Here is a 22,619-nt window from a genome sequence, read left to right as displayed (position 1 = left end):
CCGAACCCGCCGCACCCGCCGTGAAGGCGAGCGCCAGCAGCAAGACCCCGGGCGCGGCGCGCATGGCGTCAGGCGGCAGGCTTGGCCTTGGGCACGCGGCCCATCAGGTAGAACTCGGGATTGGGCAGCATGCCCGCGAAGCTGGCCATGCGGTTGGACAGGCCGAAGAACGCGGTGATGGCCGCGATGTCCCAGATGTCCTCGTCGTCGAAGCCGTGGGCGTGCAGCGCGGCGAAGTCGGCATCCTCGATCTCGTGCGAGCGTTCGCAGACCTTCATCGCGAAGTCGAGCATGGCGCGCTGGCGCGGCGTGATGTCGGCCTTGCGGTGGTTGACCGCCACCTGGTCGGCCAGGAAAGGCTTCTTTTCGTAGATGCGCAGGATGGCGCCATGCGCCACCACGCAGTACAGGCACTGGTTGGCGGCGCTGGTGGTGGTGACGATCATCTCGCGCTCGCCCTTGGTGAGGCTGCCTTCTTCCTTGAGCATGAGCGCATCGTGGTACGCAAAAAACGCGCGCCACTCGGCCGGGCGCCGGGCAAACGCCAGGAACACATTGGGGATGAAGCCAGCCTTCTCCTGCACTTCGAGGATGCGGACACGGATGTCTTCGGGCAGGCTGTCGAGCGAGGGCACAGGGTAGCGGGTCACAGGGGTCTCCTTGTCGATTTTTCAGTAGGTGGCAGGCATCAGTATCCGGGATTCAGGGATGCCACTGCGTGGCGCGCACGGGGCTTTGCGCGGGCGCTGCCGTGTTGCCCGCCAGCGCATACGACAGCTGCGTCGCGGCGCCGATCACCGTCTGGGCCAGGGCTTCGAGCTTTTCGGCCGGCAGGCGCGATGCGGGGCCGGAGATGCACACCGAGCCCATCAGGCGCCAGTGCATGCCGAACACCGGCGCCGACACCGTGGCCACGCCTTGCTCGCGTTCGCCGATGGACCAGTGGTAGCCCTTCCTGCGGATGTCTTCATAGGCCTTGCCCGGCTCGCCCGAGAACGCCAGGATCACGCGGCCCGGCGAGCCCTTGTCGAGCGGCAGGCCTTCGCCCATGCGGGCATGGTGGCGCAGCGCCTGGGGGCCCTCCACGCGCACCAGGCAGGTCCGCACGTTCCCCTCGCGCACGTAGAAGGCCGCGCTTTCGCCCGTGGCGTGGGTCAGCTCGCGCAGCGCGGGCTCCAGCACGTTCTGCACATCGAAGCCCGCCTGGTAGCGCGCGCCCAGCCAGCCCGCGGCCGGGCCCAGGCGCCAGTCGCCGTCCTCGCGCTGCACCATGAAGCCCGACTGCGCCAGCGTGCGCGCCAGGCGCAGCACCGTGGTCTTGTGCAGGCCGCAGCGGCGGCTCAGCTCGGCCAGCGGCAGGCTGGACTCGCCCAGGGCAAAGGCCTCCAGCACCTGCAGGGCCCGGGTGACGGCGATGACGCCCCCGGAGGGCTCGGCCTCGCCTGCGGAGGCCGGTGCGGCAGGCTGGGGCGCGCGGGGCAGCGGAGGGTGTGCGGGCTGGCGGGGGCTGTTGCTCATGGTGCCATTCGTTTCACTGTATGCAACTGCATTGTATGGGTTGAAACGTCTGCGTAAAGTCGCGGCCACGGCGCCGGGCCCTTGCAGGTTCTGCGGACCGGCGTGAAGCACCACCATAAACGGAGACAAATCCATGCCAGCTTTTTCATCGCTTTCGCGTGCCGTCGGCGCGCACCTGTGCCATGCGGCGCTGGGCCTTGCCGCCCTGGCCGCACCCGCAGGCGCAGCCCTGGCGCAGGCCACCTACCCGAACAAGCCCATCCGCCTGATCGTGCCGTTCCCGCCCGGCGGCGGCACCGACATGATCGCGCGCACCGTGGCGCAAAAGCTCACGGACCAGAACAAGTGGAACGTGATCGTGGACAACCGCCCCGGCGCGGGCGGCAACCTGGGCGTGGACGCCGTGGCCAAGTCGGCCCCCGACGGCTACACGCTGGTCATGGGCCAGACCAGCAACCTGGCCATCAACCCCACGCTGTACCCCAAGCTGCCCTACGACCCCATCAAGGACCTGGTGCCCGTGGCACTGGTGTCGTCGTCGCCCATCGTGATCGCCGCGCCGGCCAATTCGCCCTACAAGACCTTTGCCGATGTGGTGGCTGCATCCAAGGGCAAGCCCGACGCGCTCACGCTGGGCTACTCGGGCAACGGCACGGTGGCCCACCTGGCCGGCGAGCTGGCCGAGAACGCGGCGGGCATCAAGCTGCGCCACATCCCCTACAAGGGCGCGGCCCAGGCCATGACCGACCTGGTGGGCGGGCAGATCGACCTGTACATGTCCTCCGTGCCCACGCTGCTGGGCCAGGTGCGCAACGGCAAGCTCAAGGTGCTGGCCATCACGTCGGCCAAGCGCTCGTCGCAATTGCCGGATGTGCCCACGCTGGCCGAGTCCGGCTACAAGGGCTTCGAGGCCGTGACCTGGTTCGGCATCCTGGCGCCCGCCGGCACGCCCGCACCCATCGTGGCGCAGCTGAACAAGGCGATCAACCAGGCGCTGCAGCACGCCGAAGTGGCCGACAAGCTGCGCTCCGAAGGTGGCGACGTGCTGGGCGGCCCGGCCGATCAGTTCGGCCAGCTGCTGCGCACCGAAGTGCCGCGCTGGGGCAAGATCGTCAAGGACTCGGGCGCCAGCCTGGACTGATTTAGGGCATTGCCTTCAACAGGCCCGTCTCCTTGGGGAGCCTTGCCGTGTACCGCACTGCCTGCGGCTCCCCGCCCAGCGATCCGTTGAAATGCCAAGCGCGCCCCACGCCCGGGCCCCACACGTCGCCCGTCCATCTTTTTCCAACCGCATTGCCTGCAGCCGCTCCACGTCCGCGGTCGCGCTGCGGCATGGGCATTGCGCAGCTGACGCCGTGCCACCGCCGCAGCCGCGCAGGCCCCACCGTTTTCCGTGCTCTCTACAAGGAATTCACCATGAGCCAACCCCCCGACATCATCCGTGACATCGACCGCGTGAGCACCGACGTCGTGCGCAAAGCCGCGACCTTCCAGGCCGCCATCCTGGCCGACGTGGCGGGCCGCCGCGGCACGATGCACGGCCGCGTGGCCCCGGTGCACCAGGGCATGAAGGTGGCCGGCCCGGCCTTCACCGTGGAAGTGCGCCCCGGCGACAACCTCATGATCCACGCCGCCATCGCGCTGGCCCAGCCGGGCGACGTGCTGGTGATCGACGGCAAGGGCGACCTGACTGCCGCCCTCATGGGCACGCTGATGCTCAGCGCCTGCAAGAAGCGAGGCCTGGCCGGCGTGATCGTGGACGCGGCCATCCGCGACAAGCTCGAGATCCTGGAACTGGACTTCCCCGTGTTCAGCGCAGGCTTCAACCCCGCCGGGCCCACCAAGTACGTGCCCGGCCGCATCAACCACCCCATCTCCGCCGGCGGCGCCACGGTGAACCCCGGCGACCTGGTGGTGGGCGATGCCGACGGCGTGGTCGTGATCGAGCGCGCCAAGGCCCCCGGCATGATGGCCCTGGCCGACAAGAAGGTGGCTGATGAAGCCGCCCGCATCGACGCCATCGCCCGCGGCGACACCGCCTCGAAGTGGCTGCCCGCCGCGCTGCGTGCGGCGGGTGTCCTGGCGGAAGGGGAGTCGCTGTGAGCACGAAATCCACCATCATCGTCACGGGCGCCGACCTGGCGCAGCAGGCGCTCGGCCTGCTCACCGGCTACGACATCGTCTACGCTGGCAAGACGCCGACCGAAGACGACATGGTCGCCCTGGCCAGGCAACATGACCCCGTGGCCATCATCGTGCGCTACGGCAAGGTGGGCCCGGCCGTGATGGACGCGGCGCCTTCGCTCAAGGTGATCTCCAAACACGGCAGCGGCACCGACACCATCGACAAGGTGGCGGCCCAGGCGCGCGGCATCGAGGTGGTGGCTGCCGTGGGCGCCAATGCCGCGGCCGTGGCCGAGCAGGCGCTGGCGCTGCTGCTGGCCTGTGCCAAGTCGGTGGTGCAGCTGGATGCACGCATGCACGCCGGTCACTGGGACAAGGCCACGCACAAGAGCCTGGAGCTCTACGGCCGCACGGTGGGTCTGGTGGGCCTGGGCGCCATCGGCCTGCGCTTTGCGAAGATGGCCGATGCGTTGGGCATGCGCGTGATCGGTTTCGACCCGTTCGCCAAGAACCTGCCCGACTACGTGCAGAGCGTTCCGCTCGAAACGATCTGGCGCGAGGCCGATGCCGTGTCCTTGCACTGCCCGCTGACCGACGAGAACCGCGGCATGCTGAACGCCGCCACGCTCGCACAGTGCAAGCGCGGCGTCATCGTGGTGAACACCGCCCGCGGCGGCCTCATCGACGAAGCCGCGCTGCTGGCGGCCGTGCGCTCGGGCCAGGTGATGGCGGCGGGCCTGGACAGCTTTGCGGTGGAGCCCATGGTGGCCGGCCACCCGTTCCAGGGCGAGAAGAATTTCATCCTCAGCCCGCACATCGGCGGCGTGACGAGCGACGCCTACGTGAACATGGGCGTGGGCGCGGCTCAGAACCTGCTCGCCGTGCTGGCCCGTGAGGCGGCAGCCGCCCCAGCCGCGTAGCCAGGGCGGGGGACATGCTCGTGAGCAAAATTTTCAAGCAAAAATGGCCTCTAGCGCTTACCTGCAAGGCGCTGGAGGCTACGCTATTGATAGCGCCTGCAGCGTGCCTTGCGCAGGCTGGCGACTATCCATCCAAGCCCGTGAAGCTACCGGCCTTTGTGGTTTGATAAATATTGACTATCAATCGAATTCAATCGATTCAATTTACGTGTCATGGATTGCTTCCTACCATTGGTCTCGCCAAGTGCCTGAACCGCTTACACAAGGAGAGACCCATGACGACAGAAGCCCAATGCCCTTTCGACCACGGTAAGGCCGCCGCGCCCAAGGGCCGTGGCAACGCGGACTGGTGGCCCAATCAGCTCAACCTGCGCCCGCTCAACCAGAGCTCTCCGCTCGTCGACCCCATGGGCGACGGCTTCAACTACGCCGAAGAATTCAAGAGCCTGGATCTGGCCGCCGTGAAGGCCGACCTGCACGCGCTGATGACCGACTCGCAGGACTGGTGGCCGGCCGACTTCGGCCACTACGGCCCGCTGTTCATCCGCATGGCCTGGCACAGCGCCGGCACTTACCGCCTGGCGGACGGCCGCGGTGGCGCGGGGGCCGGGCAGCAGCGCTTTGCACCGCTCAACAGCTGGCCCGACAACGCCAACCTGGACAAGGCGCGGCGCCTCCTGTGGCCCATCAAGCAGAAGTACGGCCGCAAGATCTCCTGGGCCGACCTGATGATCCTCACCGGCAATGTGGCGCTCGAGTCCATGGGCTTCAAGACCTTCGGCTTCGGCGGCGGCCGCCCCGACGTGTGGGAACCCGATGAAAACGTCTACTGGGGCGCAGAGACCACCTGGCTGGGCGGCGACAAGCGCTACAGCGGCGAGCGCGACCTGGCCAAGCCCCTGGCCGCCGTGCAGATGGGCCTGATCTACGTGAACCCCGAGGGACCCAACGGCAACCCCGACCCGATCGCGGCGGCGCGCGACATCCGCGACACCTTTGCCCGCATGGCCATGGACGATGAAGAGACCGTGGCGCTGATCGCCGGCGGCCACACCTTCGGCAAGACCCACGGTGCGGGCGACGCGGCCCTGGTGGGCAAGGAGCCCGAAGGCGGCGGCATCGAGGACCAGGGCTTCGGCTGGATCAGCAAGCACGGCAGCGGCTTTGGCGGCGACGCCATCACCAGCGGCCTGGAAGTGACGTGGACCACCACGCCCACGCAATGGAGCAACAACTTCTTCGAGAACCTGTTCGGCTTCGAGTGGGAACTGACCAAGAGCCCGGCTGGCGCGCACCAGTGGACGGCCAAGGGCGCCGAGGCGACGATTCCCGATGCGCACGATCCCTCGAAGAAGCGCGTGCCCACCATGCTCACCACCGACCTGTCGCTGCGCTTCGATCCGGCTTACGAGAAGATCTCGCGCCGCTTCCTCGCGCACCCCGAGCAGTTCGCCGACGCGTTTGCGCGCGCCTGGTTCAAGCTCACGCACCGCGACATGGGCCCGCGCGTGCGCTACCTCGGCCCTGAGGTACCGGCCGAAGTGCTGATCTGGCAGGACCCGATTCCCGAAGTGGACCATGGCCTGGTGGACGATCAGGACGTGACGGTGCTCAAGGCGAAGATCCTGGCGTCCGGCCTCACGGTGCCCGAGCTGGTGTCCACCGCCTGGGCCTCGGCCTCCACCTACCGTGGTGGCGACAAGCGCGGCGGGGCCAACGGGGCGCGCATCCGCCTGGCACCGCAAAAGGACTGGGAAGTGAACCAGCCTGTGCAACTGGCCAAGGTGCTTGGCCAGCTCGAAGCGATCCAGCAGGACTTCAATGCCGCGCAGAGCGGCGGCAAGAAGGTCTCGCTGGCCGACCTGATCGTGCTGGGCGGTGCTGCGGCCATCGAGTCGGCCGCCCGCAGCGCAGGCCAGGAAGTGGTCGTGCCTTTCACGCCAGGCCGCATGGACGCCTCACAGGAGCAGACCGATGTGCCTTCGTTCGAGGTCATGGAGCCGCTGGCCGATGGCTTTCGCAACTATGTGCGCCCCGGCCTCGAAGGCGCGGTGGCCGAGCTGCTGATCGACCGCGCCAACCAGCTCACGCTGACCGGCCCCGAGATGACCGTGCTGGTGGGCGGCCTGCGCGCCCTGGGCGCCAATGCAGGGCAGGGCCGGCACGGCGTGTTCACGCAGCGTCCCGGTGTGCTCACGAACGATTTCTTCGTGAACCTGCTGGACATGCGCACCCGGTGGCAGAAATCGGCCTCCGAGGCCGGCGTGCTGGAGGGCGTGGACCGTGCGAGTGGCGCTCCGAAGTGGACGGGCACGGTGGCCGACCTCGTGTTCGGCTCCAACTCGCAGCTGCGCGCGCTGGCCGAGGTGTATGGCAGCAGCGATGCGCAGGCGGTGTTCGTGCAGGACTTCGTGAAGGCATGGACCAAGGTCATGAACCTGGACCGCTTTGATCTCGCGCCCGCGGCACACCCAGCACAGGCCTGAGCCCCCCGGACTGACGACGCCACTGGCCTGGCCTCCTTGGGGCGGGGCTGGTGGCGTTGTGCTTTTCGGGCGGGCAGGGCGGCTACCATGGCGGCCCCAAACCGAACCGGAGAGCCCGCATGACGCAACCCCCATCCTCCAAGGATTTCGACAAAGGCCTGGCCACGCGCAAGCAGGTCATGGGCGAGGACTTCGTGGCCAATGCCTTTGGCAATGCCACGGAGTTCACCCAGCCGATCCAGGAGTTCATCACCCGCAATGCCTGGGGCGATGTCTGGCAGCGCCCGGGGCTGGACATGAAGACGCGCAGCCTGATCACCGTGGCGTTCCTCACCGCGCTGGGCAAGCAGCACGAGCTCAAGGGCCATGTGCGCGGTGCACTCAACAACGGCGCCACGGCGGCCGAGATCCAGGAGGTGCTGCTGCATGCCAGCATCTACTGCGGACTGCCCACCGCCGTGGAGGCTTTCCGCACGGCCGCCGACGTGATCGACGGGCCGAAAAAATAAGGCTTCAGCCCGCCAGGAGCTTGTGCACGAGATCGGCTGCGGTCGACGCGTTGTACTTGCGCATGAGGCGGGCGCGGTAGATCTCCACCGTGCGGTGGCTGATCTCCAGCGTGCGGCCGATCTCCTTGGAGGTCAGGCCTTCCAGCAGGCGTGCCGCCACTTCGCGTTCGCGGCCTGTCAGCTCCGCTTTCACGGGGCGCTGGGAACTCAGGTCCTCGAAGCTCCAGATGCCCGATTCATGCGGTGCATTGCGATTGAGCGCGCGCCCTGACACATGGCACCAGAAGACCTCGCCGTTGGCGCGCTTCATGATGCGGTTGTCGGCGTAGTGGCCCTTGGCGTTCAGGATGGGCTCCATGTGGGCGCCCAGGCGCTCATACTCGTCGGCGCTCGGATAAAGTACCTGGAAGGACTGGCCGATCAGCACCTCGCGCGAGGCGCCGAACATCTCGCAGACCTGCCGATTGCAATCGACCATGGTGCGGTTGCGTGACAGCACCAGGCCCACGGGAGCCATGTCGAAAGCGAGCCGGTAATCAACGTCCATAGTGCAAATCTTTAGGGGATACTACTTATTCGGGTACGTAGTATCGTAGCGCATCCAAAATTCACAAGGAGATCGTGGTGAACAAGATATTCCCCTCCGCGGCCGAGGCCCTCCGGGGTGTGGTTGCAGACGGCCAGCTCATGGCTGTGGGCGGTTTCGGGTTGTGTGGCATTCCGGAGGCGCTGATCGATGCGCTGCGCGATTCGGGTGCCAAGAATCTCACCGTGATCTCCAACAATGCGGGCGTCGACGGCTTTGGCCTGGGCAAGCTGCTCGAGACCCGCCAGATCAAGAAAATGATCTCTTCGTACGTGGGCGAGAACAAGGAGTTCGAACGCCAGTACCTCGCGGGCGAACTGGAACTGGAGTTCACGCCCCAGGGCACGCTGGCCGAGAAGCTGCGCGCCGGCGGTGCGGGCATTCCGGCCTTCTTCACCAAGACCGGCGTGGGCACCATCGTTGCGGACGGCAAGGAGCTGCGCGAGTTCGACGGCGAAACCTATGTGATGGAGCGCTCCCTGGTACCCGAGGTGTCGCTCATCAAGGCGGATGTGGCGGACAAGTCCGGCAACCTGCGCTTCAACCTCACCGCGCGCAACTTCAATCCCGCCGCGGCCACGGCCGGCAAGGTCTGCATCGTGGAGGTGGAGCGCATCGTGGAAACGGGCGAGCTCGCGCCCGATGACGTCCATCTGCCCGGCATCTACGTGCACCGGATCGTGCTCAACGCCAACCCTGAAAAGCGCATCGAAAAACGCACCATCACCGAGAAAGCAGGAGCCTGACCATGCCGTGGACCCAAGACCAGATGGCCGCACGCGCGGCGCAAGAACTCGAAGACGGCTTCTATGTGAACCTGGGGATCGGCATCCCCACGCTGGTGGCCAATTTCACGGGCGACAAGGAAGTGTGGCTGCAGTCCGAGAACGGCATGCTGGGCATCGGCCCTTTCCCTACCGACGACAAGGTGGACCCTGACCTCATCAATGCCGGCAAGCAGACCGTCACCACGATCAAGGGCTCGTCGATCTTTGGCAGCGACCAGTCGTTCGCCATGATCCGCGGCGGCAAGATCAACCTGTCGATCCTGGGTGCCATGCAGGTCAGCGAGAAGGGCGACCTGGCCAACTGGATGATCCCTGGCAAGATGGTCAAGGGCATGGGCGGCGCGATGGACCTGGTGGCCGGCGTCAAGCGCGTGATCGTGCTCATGGAGCATGTGGCCAAGAAGAAGGACGGTACGGAAGACCTGAAGATCCTGCCCCAGTGCACGCTGCCCCTGACGGGCGTGGGCGTGGTCGACCGCATCATCACCGACCTGGCCGTGCTGGACGTGACCCCCGAAGGCCTCAAAGTCATTGAACTGGCACCCGGCGTCACCTTCGAAGCCCTGCAGGGCAAGACGGGCGTGACGCTGCTGCCGTAAGGCGTTGCTTCATGCGCCGCCGCATGCGGCGGCGGGTTGACCCTTCAGGCATGCAAGACAAAAAGGCCGGAGCCCTTCACGGGGCTCCGGCCTTTTGCGTGGCGGCTGCGGTGCGCCTGCACCGCATGGCGGTGGCCTTTTACATCGCGCCGATTTCACCAGCGGGGATCTGGCCGGTGCGCACGGCTTCAGCAGCCTGGGCACGCACGGCGGCGCGGTCGGCGGTGGATTGATACGTCACCACGCGCGAACCTGCGGGCTCGATGGAGCGGGTCTGTGCGACGGTGGCGGCTTCGGCGGCCACTTCGGCGCGCGTGCGGTTCGTCTCGAACTTCGTGGCGAACTGCGAGGCATCGGCTTCATCGGCCTGGGCACCGAAAGAAGCGAAAGCAGCCACGGCGGCGATGGAGAGGAAACGTGCGGTCGTGTTCATGATGAAAATCCTTGAAGTTAAAAAAGCGTCTCAGAAAAGCCGGGACAAAAACCATTTCTGAACCGGGTTCGGTGAGTCGCCTTGCGGGTTCGGCTCATCGATGGGTTGAACTGTACGCCTGGGGTATCCAAAGAAAAACCATCTGGTCGCGAACTAACTGTTCCAGTTTTGGCAACAGTTGACGGGCGCATGGCGGCACACGCCGCGTCCTGCGCCGGGGCAACAAAAAAGGGCCTGTGGGCGTCTGGCGACCACAGGCCCTCCGGTTTCAGGGATTCATCTCACGCCGCTGTGTAGAGCTCCCAGGCCTCGGATGCGCTCGCGCCGCGGTGGATCATCGCCATCAGTGCGTTGACCACCGCCGACGGGTTGGCGTGCTGGTACACGTTCCGGCCATAGACCATGCCCACGGCCCCCTGGTCCAGCAGCACGCGCGAGCGCGCGAACACCTGCTGCAGGTCTTCGCGACCGCCGCCGCGCACCAGCACCGGGCAGCGCGCTGCCTGCACCACGCGGTGGAATTCGGCGGGGTCGGTGGTGGGGTCGGCCTTCACGATGTCGGCCCCCATCTCGCGCGCCAGGCGCACCAGGGTCACGATCTTCTCGGCGTCGCCATCGACCATGTAGCCGCCTTGCTCGCTGTGCGGGCGCATCACCAGCGGCTCGATCATCAGCGGCATGCCGTAGCGGTCGCAGTCGGCGCGCACGCGCGCGATGTTCTGCACGCACTGGCGGAACAGGTCGGGTTCATTGGGCAGCATGAACAGGTTGACCACCACGCAGGCCGCATCGCGCTGGACGGCCGGCAGCACGGGATCGTGCTCGTTCTGCAGCAGGGCCCACATCACGCGGTGGGCCGTGGCGTTGTAGGGGTTGCCCATGTCGATGCGCATCACCAGCGCCGGCTTGCTGCGGCCCGGGCGGTCCTGCAGCAGGTCGGCCTGGCCGTAGTTGAGCTGGATGGCGTCGGGCGCGGCGGCCACGAGCTTGTCCATCACGCCGGGCATGTCCTCCAGCCCGTTGAGGAACGAGGGTTCGTTGCACACGCCGTGGTCCAGGGCGATGTCCAGGCAGCGCCCGTGGGTCAGCAGGCGGTTCAGGCGTGCGGTCTTGTCCTTCGACATACGAAGAGGTCCTTGGTTGGTGGGAGTAAGAAAAAGGGGGAAGAGGTTCGTCAGGCCAGCGCCTTCAGGTGCCGGGCGGCGGCCGTGTCGATGCGCAACACGGCCTCCTCGGGCAGGTCCAGCGCGCCGGCGGTGGCGTTCTCGGTGGCCTGTGCCCGCGTGCGTGCACCGCACAGCGCCACCGATACATTGCCGCTGGCCAGCGTCCAGGCGATCATCAGCTGACCGAAGGAGCAGCCCAGTGGCCGGCGCACCGGTTCGAGTTCGTCGAAGAAGGCCTTGAGCCTGGCGCGGTTGGCCGCGCTGAAACGCGGGTTGCTCGCGCGCTGGTCGTCGCCCGTGAATTCGCGCGCCGGGTCGATGGGGCCGGCGAGCAGGCCCAGCGCCAGCGAGGAGTAGCCCAGCATGGCCACGTTATGGCGGCTGCACAGGGGCAGCAGCGTCTGCTCGATCTCGCGGTCGATCAGGCTGTAGCGCTCCTGCGCCGCGTCCACGGGACCGTACTGCAGGTACTCGGCCAGCGTCTCGGGGCTCGCGTTGCTCACACCGATGGCGCGGATCTTGCCCTGCTGCTTGAGCGTGAGCAGGGCGTCCATGGTCTCCTCGACCGGCGTGGTGGCGTCCTGCCAGTGGGTGATGTACAGGTCGATGTAGTCGGTCTGCAGGCGTTTCAAGCTCTCCTCGGCCTCGTGGAAGATCGATTCGCGGCCCAGGTGGCGGTACACGGGGTGGCCGTCTTCGTCGAAGAAGTGCGTGCCCTTTTGCGTGTGCCACACCAGGCCGCACTTGGTGGCGATCACCGCCTCATGGCGGCGGCCCTTGAGGGCGGCGCCAACGATGTTTTCGGAGGCGCCCAGGCCATAGGCCGGCGCGGTGTCGATCAGCGTCACCCCGGCGTCGAGCGAGGCGGCTATGGCGTCGGTGGCGGCGGCACTGTCCTGGCCGCCCCACATCCATCCGCCCATGGCCCAGGTACCGAGGCCGATGGCCGAGCACTGGATGCCCGACGGGCTCAGGGTGGTGGTCTTCATCGCTGCGTTCATCATCACGGCATTCATCGTTGGGTCTTTCGGGTGTTCATGAGGTGGTCGATGGTCACGGCGGCCAGCAGGATCAGGCCCTTGATCACGTCCTGCCAGTAAGGCGATACGTCCAGCAGGATCAGCGAGCTGGTCACCACCGAGAGCAGGGCCAGGCCCAGCACGGCACCGAGCACCGTGCCCGAGCCGCCCTTCAGGCTGGCGCCGCCGATCACGGCCGCTGCGATCACGTTGAGCTCCATGCCCACGCCGAAGGTGGGCGTGGCCGCGCCGAAGCGCGCGGTGTAGATCACCCCGGCCAGGCCGGCGGATGCGGCGCACAGCACCGTCACCCAGAACTTCACGTGGCCCACGCGGATGCCCGAGTACAGCGCCGCCTTCTCGTTGCTGCCGGTGTAGAACACGCGGCGCATCAGGCTCGCGCGGCGCAGCACGAAATCGCTGACCACCACGATGAAAAGGAAGATCAGGATCACCGCCGGGATGCCGAACAGCGTACCCTGGCCGATGAACTTGAACGAGGCCGGCAGCGAGAACAGCGACTGGGGCGTGCCCTGGGTGAGCGCCAGGCACAGGCCGCGCACGATGACCATGAAGGCCAGCGAGGCGATGAAGTGGTTGAGCCCGATGCGCACCACGCAGCCGCCGATCATGGCGCCGATGAGCGCGCTGGCGGCGATCGCGATGAGCCCGGCCGTCCAGGGATCGAACCCCATCAGGAACAGCTTGCCCGTGACCACCATCGCAAAGCACACCACCGAGCCCACCGACAGGTCGATGCCGCCCACGATGAGCAGGATGGTCATGCCCACGACCACGATGCCTTCGATGGAGAAGGACAGCAGCATGGCGCGGATGTTGTCCCAGGTCAGGAAGTAGGGCGACGCGAAGCTCATGCCCACGCACAGCGCGAGGATGATGACCAGAAGGCCCATCTCGCGCATGCTGGTGAGCTTGGGGGCGCCGGGCTTGCCCGGCCCCCCGGGCGCCTCGCGCGGCGGCTGCAGGCCGGCGACGGAGCCGGCGTCCAATTGTGCGGGGTGATTCATGCGATTTCCTCTTGCTGTCGTTCCAGTCCCGAGGCCAGCCGCAGCAGGGCCTCTTCCGTCATGTCCTTGCCTTGCAGCTCGCCCGCCACGCGCCCGTCGCGGATCACCAGGGCCCGGTCGCACAGGCCGATGATCTCGGGCAGCTCCGAGGAGATCACCACCACGCCCACGCCCTGGCAGGCCAGGTCGCGCAGGATGTGGTGGATCTCCGACTTGGCGCCCACGTCCACGCCGCGCGTGGGCTCGTCCATCAGCAGCACCGACGGGTTGGTGGCCAGCAGTTTGGCGATGGCCACCTTCTGCTGGTTGCCGCCCGACAGGCTCGCCACCTCGATCTGCACGCCGTCGGACTTGAGCTTCAGGCGTGCGCCCAGCTCCTGCGCCAGCCGGTGCTCGGTCGCACGCTGCAGCAGGCCCAGGCGCGAGCTCACACGCGCCAGCGCCATGGAGGCGATGTTCTGCGCGATCGGCAGGTCCAGGTACACGCCTGCGGCCTTGCGGTCCTCGCTGAGGTAGGCGATGCCTTCGCGCAGCGCGTCGCTGTACTTGCGGATGGCAAGCTGCTTGCCGTTGAGGCGCACGCTGCCGCCAGTGGCGGGGCGCAGGCCGCACAGGGTCTGCGCCAGCTCGCTGCGCCCGGCGCCCATGAGCCCGGCGATGCCCAGGATCTCACCGCGCTGCAGGGTGAACGAGACGCCGTGCACGCGCTCGCCGTCGGCCAGGTCGCTCACTTCGAGCACGTGCTCGCCGGGGTCTGCGTCCTGCTGCTTGGGCGGGTAGTAGTTGCCCAGGTCGCGCCCGACCATGCGCCGCACCAGGCCGTCGGCATCGAGCTCGGCCAGCGGGCCCGAGTGCACGTTGCGCCCGTCGCGCAGCACGGTCACGCGCGTGCAGTGCGCAAAGATCTCGGCCATGCGGTGGCTGATGTAGATGATGCCGATGCCCTGGTCCCGGAGGTCGTGCAGCACCCTGAACAGGGCGGCCGATTCGTTGTCGGTGAGAGCGGCGGTCGGCTCGTCCAGGATCAGCACCTTGCAGTCAAGCGTGAGCGCCTTGGCGATCTCGATCAGCTGCTGGCTGCAGATGGGCAGATCGCCCACGCGCGCGGCGGGGGCGATGTCCTGGCCCAGGCGCTGCAGTACCTTGGCGGCGCGCGCGTTGAGGTCGGCGTAGTCCATCCAGGTCTGCCGGCCCGCATTGGTCTCGGGCATGAAGATGTTCTCGGCCACGGTGGCGTCGGCGCACAGGGCTATTTCCTGGTGCACCAGGCCGATACCCAGGCGCATGGCCTGGGCCGGTCCATCGATGGTGACCACGCGGCCGTCGAGCGTTATCTCGCCCGCGTCCGGCTGGTGGATGCCATCGATGATGTTCATCAGCGTGGACTTGCCCGCGCCGTTCTCGCCGCACAGGGCGTGGATCTCGCCCGCCTGCAGCGACAAGTCCACGCCCGAGAGCGCATGCGAAGCGCCGAAGCGCTTGCTGATGCCGCGCAGCGTGAGCAGGGGGGCGCCCATGGTGGTGGTGCTCACTCGCTGATGCCCTTGGTGCCGCGGCGCGCGAGGTACTTGTCCCAGTAGAAGTCGTCGGCGTTGGCCTTGCTGACCACGGCCAGGCCGTTGTCCAGGAAGGGCACGGCCATGGGGTTGGTGCCGTTGCGCTTGGCGTCATTCATCGGGTCGATGAGGCCGGGGTTCTTGGCCAGGAACAGCATCATCATGCCCATGTAGCCCTGCATGCCCTGGTTGGGGTTGATGGCGCCGAACACGTCGCCGGACTTGATCATGTCCAGGATCTTGGCGTTCACGTCGCAGCACATCACCTTGATGTTCTTCTTGGTCTCCACCTTGGCCTGGGCCGCACCGAGCGCCGAGTTGGCCTCGGGCATGAACAGGGCGCCCAGGTTGGGGTTGGCCTGCGCCAGGCTCTGCACGGCCTGGTAGGCCTTGTTCGGGTCCTGGTTGCTCGCGGCGCGGCCCACCAGCTTCATGCCCGGGTGCTTGGTCTTCATGCGGTTGATGAAGGCGGCGATGCGGCGGTCGTGGTTGTCCTGGCCGGGGTTTTCCAGCACGGCGAACTCGCCCTTGCCGCCCAGCGATGCGGCGATCGCGTCGGCGGCCTGCGCGCCTTCGCGGTCATTGTCCGAGGTGATGAACGAGGTGCGCTTGGAGTTGGGCGAGTCGGCCGCGAAGGTGACGACCGGGATGCCCATGGCTGCTGCGCGGTTGATGGGCTCGATGAACGGGTCGGGGTTCATGGGGTGCAGCAGGATGCCGGCGGGCTTGCGTGCCAGCTCCTGCTCGAACGAGGCCAGCTGCTTGTTCACGTCGTACTCGGGGGTGCCGGTGTAGCGGGTGCGGACACCCAGCGTGCGGCCCAGCTGCTTCATCATCTCGTAGACCGGAAACCAGTACTCCACGCCCGAGACCATCACGTTCATCACGTAGACGTCGCTGGGGTTGCCGCGCAGGCCACCCGCGGCGGCGGGGGTTGCTGCAGGTTGCTGCGCGAACGCGCTGGTGCCGGCCAGGCCGATACCGGCGGCGGCTGCGGACTTCAGGAAATTACGCCTCATTGATGTCTCCTCTTGTTGAACGGAGCAGCGTGTGATTGCTGCTTTCTCCAGGGCTGTGATGGGGTGCTTGGTGTCACGACAGTTGTTATGACAGGTAGAATGTAATCTTGGATCGAAGCGCCAGATAGTTAGGGGAAACACTACTGGATATGCCGGCTGGTTCGGTGGAAGCTGTTATGACATGAAGACCCAACTACTGATTGGCATCGACCTCGGGTCGAGCAGCCTCAAAGCCCTGGCCCTGGAGGCCGCGAGCGGCCGCACCGTCGCCCTGTCCCGCATGCCCCTGCAGCACGACCGCCTGCCCGGTGGTGGCTGCGAAGTGGGGGCATCCATGATCCGCTCGGCCCTGTCCACCGTGCTGCGCGATGTGGCGCACCAGCTCGGCGACCGCGTGGCCGATGTCCGTGCCATCGGCTGCACGGGGCATGGAGCGGGCCTGTATGCGCTGGATGCCCGCAATGAACTGGCCGGCGGCCGCGCCGTGGCCTCGACCGACCAGCGCGCCGGCGCGCGGGCCGAGTCCCTGGCAAGCAGCCATGGCCTGCAACTGCGCGCCGAGGTCGGCTGCCAGCCCTGGCCGGGCCAGCCCACCGTGATCGCGGCCGAGTTGCTGGGCAGCGACGCTGTGCGCAGCGGTGCCTTGCAACGCCTCATGTTCGCCAAGGACTACGTGGGCTTTCTGCTCACGGGCGAGATCGCCACCGACGCCAGCGACGCCAGCACGGCGGGCCTGCTCTCGGTGGCCACCGGCACATGGTCGCCGCTGGCCTTTGCGGCCTCGGGCGTCGCCGATCTTTCACCGAAGGCCTTCGGGCCGCTGGTGGACAGCGGCGAGGTGATCGGCACGCTGCACACTTCGGCGGCCGAGGCGCACGGCCTGCCAGCGGGCATCCCGGTGGCCATGGGCGCCATCGACCTGCTGGCGTCGATGACCGCCATCCGTGCCGAGGAGCGCGGCCGCGCCGTCTCGGTGTTGGGCACCTGGTGCGTCAATGCCGTCATCGGCCCGGTGGTGGAACCCCGGCCCGACGTGGTGGCCGTCGTGAATTTCGGGCCGGGCGACCGGCGCCTGTACATGGAGAACAGCCCCTCGTCGATGGCCAATATCGCCTGGCTGGCCGGGGTGCTCGGCCTGCCCGATGCGCGGGCCGTGGTCGACCTGGCGATGTCGGTGCCGTTCGGGGCCGGAGGACTGCGCTTTCTGCCTTTCGTGAACGGCGGTGCGGGCGTCTCGGCCGGCTTTGTCGGCCTTCAGAGCCACCACACACGCGGCGACATGGCGCGTGCCGTGGTCGATGCGGTCGCGGCGCTGCATGCACGCCATACGGCGCGCCTGGCGGCCGGCGGGCTGCCGGTGTCGGCCTCCACCGTGCTCGGTGGCGGCGCCAGCGACACGCGCCTGGTGCGCCTGCTCGCGGGCCTGCTCGGGCACCCGGTGGAGCGCTGCGCCGACGACGAGACCGGCGCGCGCGGCGCGGCGATCTACGCGGCGATGTCGCAAGGCATCGACACCCACCCCTTGCGCGCGCCCTGCGACACGGTCGAACCCGATGCCAGCCAGGCGCGGGCCCATGCGGACTTCAATGCCAACTTCAACGAACTGATAGCCACCATGTCCCCTGTATTCGGCCATCTGGCGGGCACATCCCCGGGCATTGCTGCGCCGCTGCCAGCGCTTGCGCCCACCCCCACACCCGCGCAGCGCGTGGAGGCCTTGCCATGAGCACGCCTGCACCATTGCCTTTCGTGCGTCCGGCCGCCGTGTCGGGGCACCATTTTTCGACCGTGATCGTGGGCGCCGGCATCAACGGCGTGGGCGTGTTCCGCGACCTCTCGCTGCAGGGCGTGGACTGCCTCATCGTGGACAAGGGCGACTTCAGTGCGGGTGCCAGCAGCGCGCCCTCGCGCATGATCCACGGCGGCCTGCGCTACCTGGAAAGCGGCAGCTTCTCGCTGGTGGCCGAGGCCACGCGCGAGCGCAACCTGCTGCTGCGCAACGCGCCGCACCTGGTGCAGCCGCTCAAGACCGTGGTGCCGCTGTCGAGCTTCTTCGGCGGGCTGATGAGCAGCGCGCTCAAGTTCCTGGGCCGCACGCCGCCCCAGCGCACGCGCGGCCTGCTGGCCGTGGCCACCGGGCTGCGCCTGTACGACCTGCTAGGCCGGCGCCAGCGCGTGATGCCCAACCACCGCATCAGCCGCGTGCAGCCGGCCGACCGCCTGCTGTTCCGGGCGGCCGTGCGCTGGACGGCGACCTTCTTCGACGCCTGGATCAGCCACCCCGAATGGCTGGTGCTGGAGCTGGTGCGCGACGCCTGCCGCGACCAGCCCCGCTCGGCGGCCGTCAACCACTGCCGCGTGACGGGCTGCGCGGGCAAGACCCTCACGCTGCGCGACGAAGTCACGGGCGAGGTGGTGCAGGTGACGGCCGACACGGTGGTCAATGCCAGCGGCGCCTGGCTGGACCGCAGCACCGAACTGCTGGGCGGCCCCGGCCCGCGCGTGATGGGCACCAAGGGCTCGCACCTGGTGCTCGACCACCCCCTGCTGCGCGACGCGCTGGGCGGGCGCATGGCCTATTTCGAGGCGCTGGACGGGCGCGTGTGCATCGTCTACCCCTTCCTGGACCGGGTGCTGGTAGGCTCCACCGACATTCCGGTGGACGACCCCGACCAGATCGCCACCGAACCTGCCGAGGTGGACTACCTGCTGGAGGTGCTGGGCGAGGTGTTTCCCAACCTCTCCTTCGGCCGCGGTAACGTGGTCTACACCTATGTGGGCGTGCGGCCGCTGGCGCGCTCGGACGCCGACAAGCCGGGGCAGATCTCGCGCGACCATTCGGTGGTGATCGATGCACCGTCCCCATCGCGCGATATCCCGGTCGTGGGCCTGGTGGGGGGCAAGTGGACCACCTTTCGCGCGCTGGCCGAGGAGGCCACCGACGAGGTGCTGCGCCTGCTGGGGCGCGGGCGCACGGCCTCGACCCGGCAGTTGCCCATTGGCGGCGGCACCGACATGCCCCAGGGCGAGCAGGCGACCGAACACTTCATCGACCGCATCGTCCAGGATTCCGGCCTGGCGCGCGGCCGCGCCCAGGCACTGCTGCGCCGCTACGGCTCCCAGGCCCTGGGCATGGCCCCGCATTTCAAGGTGGCGGGGGACCTGCCGCTGCAGCATGCACCCGATTACTCGGCGGCGGAGGTGGCCTGGCTGTGCACCGACACCGGCGTGATCCACCTCGACGACCTGGTGATCCGCCGCACGCTGCTGGCCATCCGTGGCCTCGTCACGGACGCGGCGCTGGCCGAGATGGCGGGCATCGCCGCACGGGCGCTGGGCTGGGATGCGGGGCGCGAACGGCAGGAACTGCACAATTGCACCACCGCACTGCGCGAACGCCATGGCGTGCGCCTGGCTCCCGCAGTCCCTGATCACACCGATGCAGCGCCGGCTTTCCATGCATCATTGACCATCCACCCGGCCCTGAGCCCGTCCTGACGTGAATTCACCGACCGAACTCCAGCCCCTGCTCGACCGCAACTCCGAATCGCCCCTGTGGGCGCAGTTCCGCGATGCCCTGCGCCTGCAGATACTGCAGGGCGAACTGGCCATCGGCGCCAAGCTGCCGTCCGAGGCCGAACTGGGCGAGCAGTTCGGCATCTCGCGCATCGTGGTGCGCGAGGCGCTGGCCGACCTGGTGCGCAACAACCTGATCTACAAGATCAAGGGCCGTGGTGCGTTTGTCGCGGCGCGCGAGCGCGACGAGGATTTCGTTTCCACCGTGCTCGGCTTCTCCGACGAGATGGAGCGCAAGGGCCGTTCGGTGCGCACCCAGGTCCTTGGTCAGCAGTTGCGCGCACCCACGCCGCAGGAGATCAGCGCGCTGGGCCTCACGGACGACACCCAGGTGGTGGCCTTGAAGCGGCTGCGCAGCGTGGACGGCGAGCTGCGCCTGCTGGTGGAAACCGTGGTGCCCGCCGACCTGGCGCCCGGCCTGCACCGCATGCGCCTGGACGACCGCTCGCTCTACGACGTGTTGCGCCGCCAGTACGGGGTGCGGCTGGTGCGCGCCGAGCGCTGGATCGACGCCGTGCTGCCCGACGCCGAGACCTGCGAACTGCTGCAGCTGGCAAGCCCCGAGCCGCTGCTGCGCATCGAGTCCATCGCCTATGGCGCCAACGGCCGCCGCCTGGAGTACTACAACGCCTTGCACCGCTGCAAGTCGAGCCGCCTGCACGTGCAGACAACGACATGATGACCCCCTGAGGCGCGGGCAGTCTCTCCAGGCAAAACGGGCTCCCGCAGGAGCCCGTTTGTCATTCATGCCTTCATGGCAACCACCGCGCGGAAGGAACGGGGGGCATGGCCGCCCCGCCGCACAGCAATTACATGGCGTTGCCGATTTCGCCCGCCGAGATCTGGCCGGTGCGCACGGCATCGGCGGCCTGGGCACGCACGGCGGCGCGGTCGGCGGTGGACTTGTAGGTCACCACGCGCGAACCTGCGGGCTCGATGGAGCGGGTCTGTGCCACGGTGGCGGCTTCGGCGGCCACTTCGGCGCGGGTGCGGTTCGTCTCGAACTTCGTGGCGAACTGCGATGCATCGGCCTCGTCGGCCTGGGCACCGAAAGAAGCGAAAGCGGCCACGGCGGCGATGGAGAGGAAACGTGCGGTCTTGTTCATGGTGAAACTCCGGTGAAATTCAAAAAAATGAGGGCGATGTACTTGGAAATACGCAGCAGGAGAGGGCCTGGATTCAGCGAATCAAACGCTGATCAACCACGCTCACCCGAAGGGATCTGGCCGGTGCGCACGGCATCGGCGGCCTGGGCACGCACGGCGGCGCGGTCGGCCGTGGACTTGTAGGTCACCACACGCGAACCTGCGGGCTCGATGGAGCGGGTCTGGGCCACGGTGGCGGCTTCGGCGGCCACTTCGGCGCGGGTGCGGTTCGTCTCGAACTTCGTGGCGAACTGCGAGGCATCGGCTTCATCAGCCTGGGCACCGAAAGAAGCGAAAGCGGCCACGGCGGCGATGGAGAGGAAGCGGGCGGTCTTGTTCATGATGAAATCCTTCAGGAAGAAAAAAGCGTCTCAGAAAAACCGGGACAAAAACCATTTCTGAACCGGGTTCGGTGAGTCGCCTTGCGGGTTCGGCTCATCGATGGGATGAACTGTACGTGGATGGGGCGCGAAGAAAAACCACCGGGTCGCAAACTAACTGTTCCGGTATTGGAAACAATGAGGGTGTGAAAAGGCAGGGTTTACCCACATTTTTGTGGCAGCAATGGGGTTTTGGCGCCTCGAATCCTGGCGAGTAGGGCGTTTTTCAGGAACGATGGGAAACCGGGGCAATGCCCATGCGAAGGACGGCTGGCGCGAGTTCCGCCTACGTGGCGCCCCCAGGATTGCGCCCGGCATCCGCGTACTGCCGCCAGGCGCTTGATCTGCATCAAGGTACCGCATGCCCAAGGCGGCCGGGGCGATACACAGGGAGGGAACGTCATATAGTCCAAGGTAACCCTTTGTGTTCTTGCATGACAGACTCTCTTGTACCTGCGGGCATCGACACCGCGGGCAGCCCCCACTACCTGCGCGCGTTGACCGACATGGCCGATCGGCGCATGGTGGTCGCTGACGCCGCCATCTACACCGACAACGGCATCAAGCTGGTCGAGAAGGGGGCCCGCATCGATGGCCGCCTGTACGACCGCCTGGTGCAGCACAAGCTGCGCGAGCCGATTGACCGGCACCTGTCCATCGACAATCCCGTGGATGTGCCTGCCTTGCTGGCTGCGGGGCAGGCCTTGGTGGAGCGGGAGGTGCTGCCCCGGCTGCTGGCCGAAACGCTGGGTTCGGCTGCCCGGCTGCTGGCGCCGCTGCGCTCGCTGCCCTTGCCTCCCTCCATGGCCTGCAAACTCACCGTGATGCGCGAGCAGCGGCCTGAACTTTTCCAGCACAGCCTGCAGATGATGACCGTGGCCGTGTTTCTGGCCATCAAGAGCGAGCTGGGCGAGCGCGACTGCGCCAACCTCGCCGCCGCAGCCTTGCTGCACGACCTGGGCGTGCTGCACATGGACCCGGCCTGGAGCGATCCCGACCACAAGGTCGTTGGCGTGCAGCGCAAGCACCTGGTGGCGCACCCCATCACCGCCATGCTCATGATCCGCGACACCCAGGCCTACCCCCGGCCGGTGGAGGTGGCGGTGCTGGAACACCACGAGCGCATGGATGGCAGCGGCTATCCGCGCGGGCTGGCGGGTGCGGATATCTCGGTGCTGGGCCGCATCCTGCTGCTGGCCGAAGTGGTGGCTGCGTTCTACGAGAAATACGACGACATGCCCGCGCAGCGCCTGTCACTGGTGCTGCGGCTGAACCATCGCAAGTTCCCATCGGCGCTGGTGGCGCATCTCCTGCCCCTGCTGCAGGAGGAGGTCGCCCGCGACTCCGCGCTCATGCCCCTGGGCAACGATGCCCCGCGCCAGATGGACCTTCTCGCCGAGGCCTTTGCCTGCTGGGACCAGCTCAAGGCCGCATTGCCCCCCGGAACCAGCGCGAAGACGCTGCCGGGGAGCGCCCTCGCATTTGTCGATGCCCGCCTGCTGGCCCTTCAGAAAGCCCTGACGGAAGCTGGTTCGCACCCCCAGCAGCAGGGCGAGTTCATGGCGCAGCTGCGGGGCGACACCATGGGCATGGCCGAAGTGGCCCTGGTGGGGCGCGAGGCGCTGTGGCAGCTCCAGAGCATCCTGAATGCCAGCCACCGCCGTTGGCCGCAACTGGCGCAGCGCGCCACGCCCGCGGATGGGGCGGTGGCGGATTGGTGTGATTGGGCCCTCCGAAAGCTCTGAGAACCTGTTCAGGATCTTTTCG

The 22,619-nt window shown here is 67.5% G+C and carries 22 protein-coding genes; 11 read left to right on the top strand and 11 right to left on the bottom strand.

What is annotated here, in order from left to right; genetic code table 11:
- Nucleotides 1–68: 68 nt before the first annotated feature.
- Complete coding sequence (locus AC07PV_RS03670) at nucleotides 69–650, bottom strand: peroxidase-related enzyme (protein ID WP_218295207.1); 582 nt, start codon at nucleotides 648–650, stop codon at nucleotides 69–71.
- 52 nt (nucleotides 651–702) lie between these two features.
- Nucleotides 703–1,518 carry an IclR family transcriptional regulator gene (locus tag AC07PV_RS03665; RefSeq protein WP_255594671.1) on the bottom strand — a complete coding sequence of 272 codons (816 nt, stop codon included), beginning with the start codon at nucleotides 1,516–1,518 and terminating at the stop codon, nucleotides 703–705.
- 133 nt (nucleotides 1,519–1,651) lie between these two features.
- Between AC07PV_RS03665 and AC07PV_RS03660 the strand changes: the two genes are divergently transcribed.
- From AC07PV_RS03660 to AC07PV_RS03640, 5 genes are all read left to right on the top strand, one after another.
- Nucleotides 1,652–2,659 carry a Bug family tripartite tricarboxylate transporter substrate binding protein gene (locus AC07PV_RS03660; RefSeq protein ID WP_218295206.1) on the top strand — a complete coding sequence of 336 codons (1,008 nt, stop codon included), beginning with the start codon at nucleotides 1,652–1,654 and terminating at the stop codon, nucleotides 2,657–2,659.
- A gap of 275 nt (nucleotides 2,660–2,934) precedes the next feature.
- Nucleotides 2,935–3,621, top strand: coding sequence for an RraA family protein (locus AC07PV_RS03655; RefSeq protein WP_494629424.1), 687 nt, complete (start codon nucleotides 2,935–2,937; stop codon nucleotides 3,619–3,621).
- Nucleotides 3,618–4,562: an NAD(P)-dependent oxidoreductase gene (locus tag AC07PV_RS03650; RefSeq protein ID WP_494629422.1), complete on the top strand. Its 945-nt coding sequence runs from the start codon at nucleotides 3,618–3,620 to the stop codon at nucleotides 4,560–4,562. The genes AC07PV_RS03655 and AC07PV_RS03650 overlap by 4 nt, the downstream gene beginning before the upstream one ends.
- 275 nt (nucleotides 4,563–4,837) lie before the next feature.
- Nucleotides 4,838–7,048: a catalase/peroxidase HPI gene (gene katG / locus AC07PV_RS03645; protein ID WP_494629421.1), complete on the top strand. Its 2,211-nt coding sequence runs from the start codon at nucleotides 4,838–4,840 to the stop codon at nucleotides 7,046–7,048.
- A gap of 119 nt (nucleotides 7,049–7,167) precedes the next feature.
- Nucleotides 7,168–7,557, top strand: a complete 390-nt coding sequence (locus AC07PV_RS03640; protein WP_218295202.1) for a carboxymuconolactone decarboxylase family protein — start codon at nucleotides 7,168–7,170, stop codon at nucleotides 7,555–7,557.
- Between the two features lie 4 nt (nucleotides 7,558–7,561).
- Here AC07PV_RS03640 and AC07PV_RS03635 read toward each other — a convergent pair whose 3' ends face one another.
- Nucleotides 7,562–8,104 carry a PAS and helix-turn-helix domain-containing protein gene (locus AC07PV_RS03635; RefSeq protein ID WP_218295201.1) on the bottom strand — a complete coding sequence of 181 codons (543 nt, stop codon included), beginning with the start codon at nucleotides 8,102–8,104 and terminating at the stop codon, nucleotides 7,562–7,564.
- A gap of 77 nt (nucleotides 8,105–8,181) precedes the next feature.
- On the opposite strand from AC07PV_RS03635, the gene AC07PV_RS03630 reads away from it, so the two are divergent.
- Nucleotides 8,182–8,889, top strand: coding sequence for a CoA transferase subunit A (locus tag AC07PV_RS03630; RefSeq protein WP_218295200.1), 708 nt, complete (start codon nucleotides 8,182–8,184; stop codon nucleotides 8,887–8,889).
- A 2-nt stretch (nucleotides 8,890–8,891) separates the two neighbouring features.
- Entirely contained in the window at nucleotides 8,892–9,530 is a 639-nt protein-coding gene (locus tag AC07PV_RS03625; RefSeq protein ID WP_492244832.1) for a 3-oxoacid CoA-transferase subunit B, read from the top strand.
- A 139-nt stretch (nucleotides 9,531–9,669) separates the two neighbouring features.
- Here the strand turns inward: AC07PV_RS03625 and AC07PV_RS03620 are convergent, their stop codons facing one another.
- From AC07PV_RS03620 to AC07PV_RS03595, 6 genes are all read right to left on the bottom strand, one after another.
- Entirely contained in the window at nucleotides 9,670–9,963 is a 294-nt protein-coding gene (locus AC07PV_RS03620; RefSeq protein ID WP_494629419.1) for a DUF4148 domain-containing protein, read from the bottom strand.
- A 281-nt stretch (nucleotides 9,964–10,244) separates the two neighbouring features.
- Complete coding sequence (locus AC07PV_RS03615) at nucleotides 10,245–11,087, bottom strand: class I fructose-bisphosphate aldolase (RefSeq protein ID WP_494629418.1); 843 nt, start codon at nucleotides 11,085–11,087, stop codon at nucleotides 10,245–10,247.
- A 50-nt stretch (nucleotides 11,088–11,137) separates the two neighbouring features.
- Nucleotides 11,138–12,145 (bottom strand): aldo/keto reductase, encoded by a 1,008-nt coding sequence (locus AC07PV_RS03610; RefSeq protein ID WP_494629417.1) that lies wholly within the window; start codon nucleotides 12,143–12,145, stop codon nucleotides 11,138–11,140.
- Nucleotides 12,142–13,176 carry an ABC transporter permease gene (locus AC07PV_RS03605; protein ID WP_218295195.1) on the bottom strand — a complete coding sequence of 345 codons (1,035 nt, stop codon included), beginning with the start codon at nucleotides 13,174–13,176 and terminating at the stop codon, nucleotides 12,142–12,144. The genes AC07PV_RS03610 and AC07PV_RS03605 overlap by 4 nt, the downstream gene beginning before the upstream one ends.
- On the bottom strand, nucleotides 13,173–14,693 hold the full coding sequence (locus tag AC07PV_RS03600; RefSeq protein WP_494629480.1) for a sugar ABC transporter ATP-binding protein: 1,521 nt from the start codon (nucleotides 14,691–14,693) through the stop codon (nucleotides 13,173–13,175). Before AC07PV_RS03600 ends, AC07PV_RS03605 begins: the two co-directional genes overlap by 4 nt.
- A gap of 11 nt (nucleotides 14,694–14,704) precedes the next feature.
- Nucleotides 14,705–15,751 carry a substrate-binding domain-containing protein gene (locus AC07PV_RS03595; RefSeq protein WP_218295194.1) on the bottom strand — a complete coding sequence of 349 codons (1,047 nt, stop codon included), beginning with the start codon at nucleotides 15,749–15,751 and terminating at the stop codon, nucleotides 14,705–14,707.
- Between the two features lie 181 nt (nucleotides 15,752–15,932).
- On the opposite strand from AC07PV_RS03595, the gene AC07PV_RS03590 reads away from it, so the two are divergent.
- From AC07PV_RS03590 to AC07PV_RS03580, 3 genes are read left to right on the top strand one after another with little or no spacing between them, the layout of a single operon-like run.
- Complete coding sequence (locus AC07PV_RS03590) at nucleotides 15,933–17,477, top strand: FGGY family carbohydrate kinase (protein WP_494629416.1); 1,545 nt, start codon at nucleotides 15,933–15,935, stop codon at nucleotides 17,475–17,477.
- A complete protein-coding gene (locus tag AC07PV_RS03585) occupies nucleotides 17,474–19,249 on the top strand; it encodes a glycerol-3-phosphate dehydrogenase/oxidase (protein ID WP_494629415.1) in 1,776 nt (591 codons plus the stop codon). Before AC07PV_RS03590 ends, AC07PV_RS03585 begins: the two co-directional genes overlap by 4 nt.
- Before the next feature lies 1 nt (nucleotide 19,250).
- On the top strand, nucleotides 19,251–20,006 hold the full coding sequence (locus tag AC07PV_RS03580; protein WP_218295192.1) for a GntR family transcriptional regulator: 756 nt from the start codon (nucleotides 19,251–19,253) through the stop codon (nucleotides 20,004–20,006).
- 130 nt (nucleotides 20,007–20,136) lie between these two features.
- Here the strand turns inward: AC07PV_RS03580 and AC07PV_RS03575 are convergent, their stop codons facing one another.
- Both AC07PV_RS03575 and AC07PV_RS03570 read right to left on the bottom strand, forming a co-directional pair.
- A complete protein-coding gene (locus tag AC07PV_RS03575) occupies nucleotides 20,137–20,433 on the bottom strand; it encodes a DUF4148 domain-containing protein (RefSeq protein WP_494600433.1) in 297 nt (98 codons plus the stop codon).
- Nucleotides 20,434–20,525: 92 nt separating this feature from the next.
- Entirely contained in the window at nucleotides 20,526–20,813 is a 288-nt protein-coding gene (locus tag AC07PV_RS03570) for a DUF4148 domain-containing protein (RefSeq protein ID WP_492254866.1), read from the bottom strand.
- A 473-nt stretch (nucleotides 20,814–21,286) separates the two neighbouring features.
- Between AC07PV_RS03570 and AC07PV_RS03565 the strand changes: the two genes are divergently transcribed.
- The gene (locus AC07PV_RS03565) at nucleotides 21,287–22,597 is read left to right on the top strand and encodes an HD-GYP domain-containing protein (RefSeq protein ID WP_494629414.1); all 1,311 of its coding nucleotides are present in this window, start codon (nucleotides 21,287–21,289) and stop codon (nucleotides 22,595–22,597) included.
- Nucleotides 22,598–22,619: the final 22 nt, after the last annotated feature.

The sequence above is a fragment of the Acidovorax sp. GW821-FHT09A11 genome (assembly GCF_059418365.1).
This window is presented reverse-complemented; position numbering and strand designations above follow the sequence as displayed.

What these genes read in the sequence shown, in the direction of transcription:
- AC07PV_RS03660 (WP_218295206.1), top strand. Translation starts at nt 1,652, where the DNA reads ATGCCAGCTTTTTCATCGCTTTCGCGTGCCGTCGGCGCGCACCTGTGC.
- AC07PV_RS03625 (WP_492244832.1), top strand. Translation starts at nt 8,892, where the DNA reads ATGCCGTGGACCCAAGACCAGATGGCCGCACGCGCGGCGCAAGAACTC.
- AC07PV_RS03590 (WP_494629416.1), top strand. Translation starts at nt 15,933, where the DNA reads ATGAAGACCCAACTACTGATTGGCATCGACCTCGGGTCGAGCAGCCTC.
- AC07PV_RS03655 (WP_494629424.1), top strand. Translation starts at nt 2,935, where the DNA reads ATGAGCCAACCCCCCGACATCATCCGTGACATCGACCGCGTGAGCACC.
- AC07PV_RS03635 (WP_218295201.1), bottom strand. Translation starts at nt 8,104, where the DNA reads ATGGACGTTGATTACCGGCTCGCTTTCGACATGGCTCCCGTGGGCCTG.
- AC07PV_RS03615 (WP_494629418.1), bottom strand. Translation starts at nt 11,087, where the DNA reads ATGTCGAAGGACAAGACCGCACGCCTGAACCGCCTGCTGACCCACGGG.
- AC07PV_RS03570 (WP_492254866.1), bottom strand. Translation starts at nt 20,813, where the DNA reads ATGAACAAGACCGCCCGCTTCCTCTCCATCGCCGCCGTGGCCGCTTTC.
- AC07PV_RS03595 (WP_218295194.1), bottom strand. Translation starts at nt 15,751, where the DNA reads ATGAGGCGTAATTTCCTGAAGTCCGCAGCCGCCGCCGGTATCGGCCTG.
- AC07PV_RS03600 (WP_494629480.1), bottom strand. Translation starts at nt 14,693, where the DNA reads ATGGGCGCCCCCCTGCTCACGCTGCGCGGCATCAGCAAGCGCTTCGGC.
- AC07PV_RS03565 (WP_494629414.1), top strand. Translation starts at nt 21,287, where the DNA reads ATGACAGACTCTCTTGTACCTGCGGGCATCGACACCGCGGGCAGCCCC.
- AC07PV_RS03605 (WP_218295195.1), bottom strand. Translation starts at nt 13,176, where the DNA reads ATGAATCACCCCGCACAATTGGACGCCGGCTCCGTCGCCGGCCTGCAG.
- AC07PV_RS03610 (WP_494629417.1), bottom strand. Translation starts at nt 12,145, where the DNA reads ATGAATGCCGTGATGATGAACGCAGCGATGAAGACCACCACCCTGAGC.
- AC07PV_RS03585 (WP_494629415.1), top strand. Translation starts at nt 17,474, where the DNA reads ATGAGCACGCCTGCACCATTGCCTTTCGTGCGTCCGGCCGCCGTGTCG.
- AC07PV_RS03640 (WP_218295202.1), top strand. Translation starts at nt 7,168, where the DNA reads ATGACGCAACCCCCATCCTCCAAGGATTTCGACAAAGGCCTGGCCACG.
- AC07PV_RS03665 (WP_255594671.1), bottom strand. Translation starts at nt 1,518, where the DNA reads ATGAGCAACAGCCCCCGCCAGCCCGCACACCCTCCGCTGCCCCGCGCG.
- AC07PV_RS03620 (WP_494629419.1), bottom strand. Translation starts at nt 9,963, where the DNA reads ATGAACACGACCGCACGTTTCCTCTCCATCGCCGCCGTGGCTGCTTTC.
- katG (WP_494629421.1), top strand. Translation starts at nt 4,838, where the DNA reads ATGACGACAGAAGCCCAATGCCCTTTCGACCACGGTAAGGCCGCCGCG.
- AC07PV_RS03575 (WP_494600433.1), bottom strand. Translation starts at nt 20,433, where the DNA reads ATGAACAAGACCGCACGTTTCCTCTCCATCGCCGCCGTGGCCGCTTTC.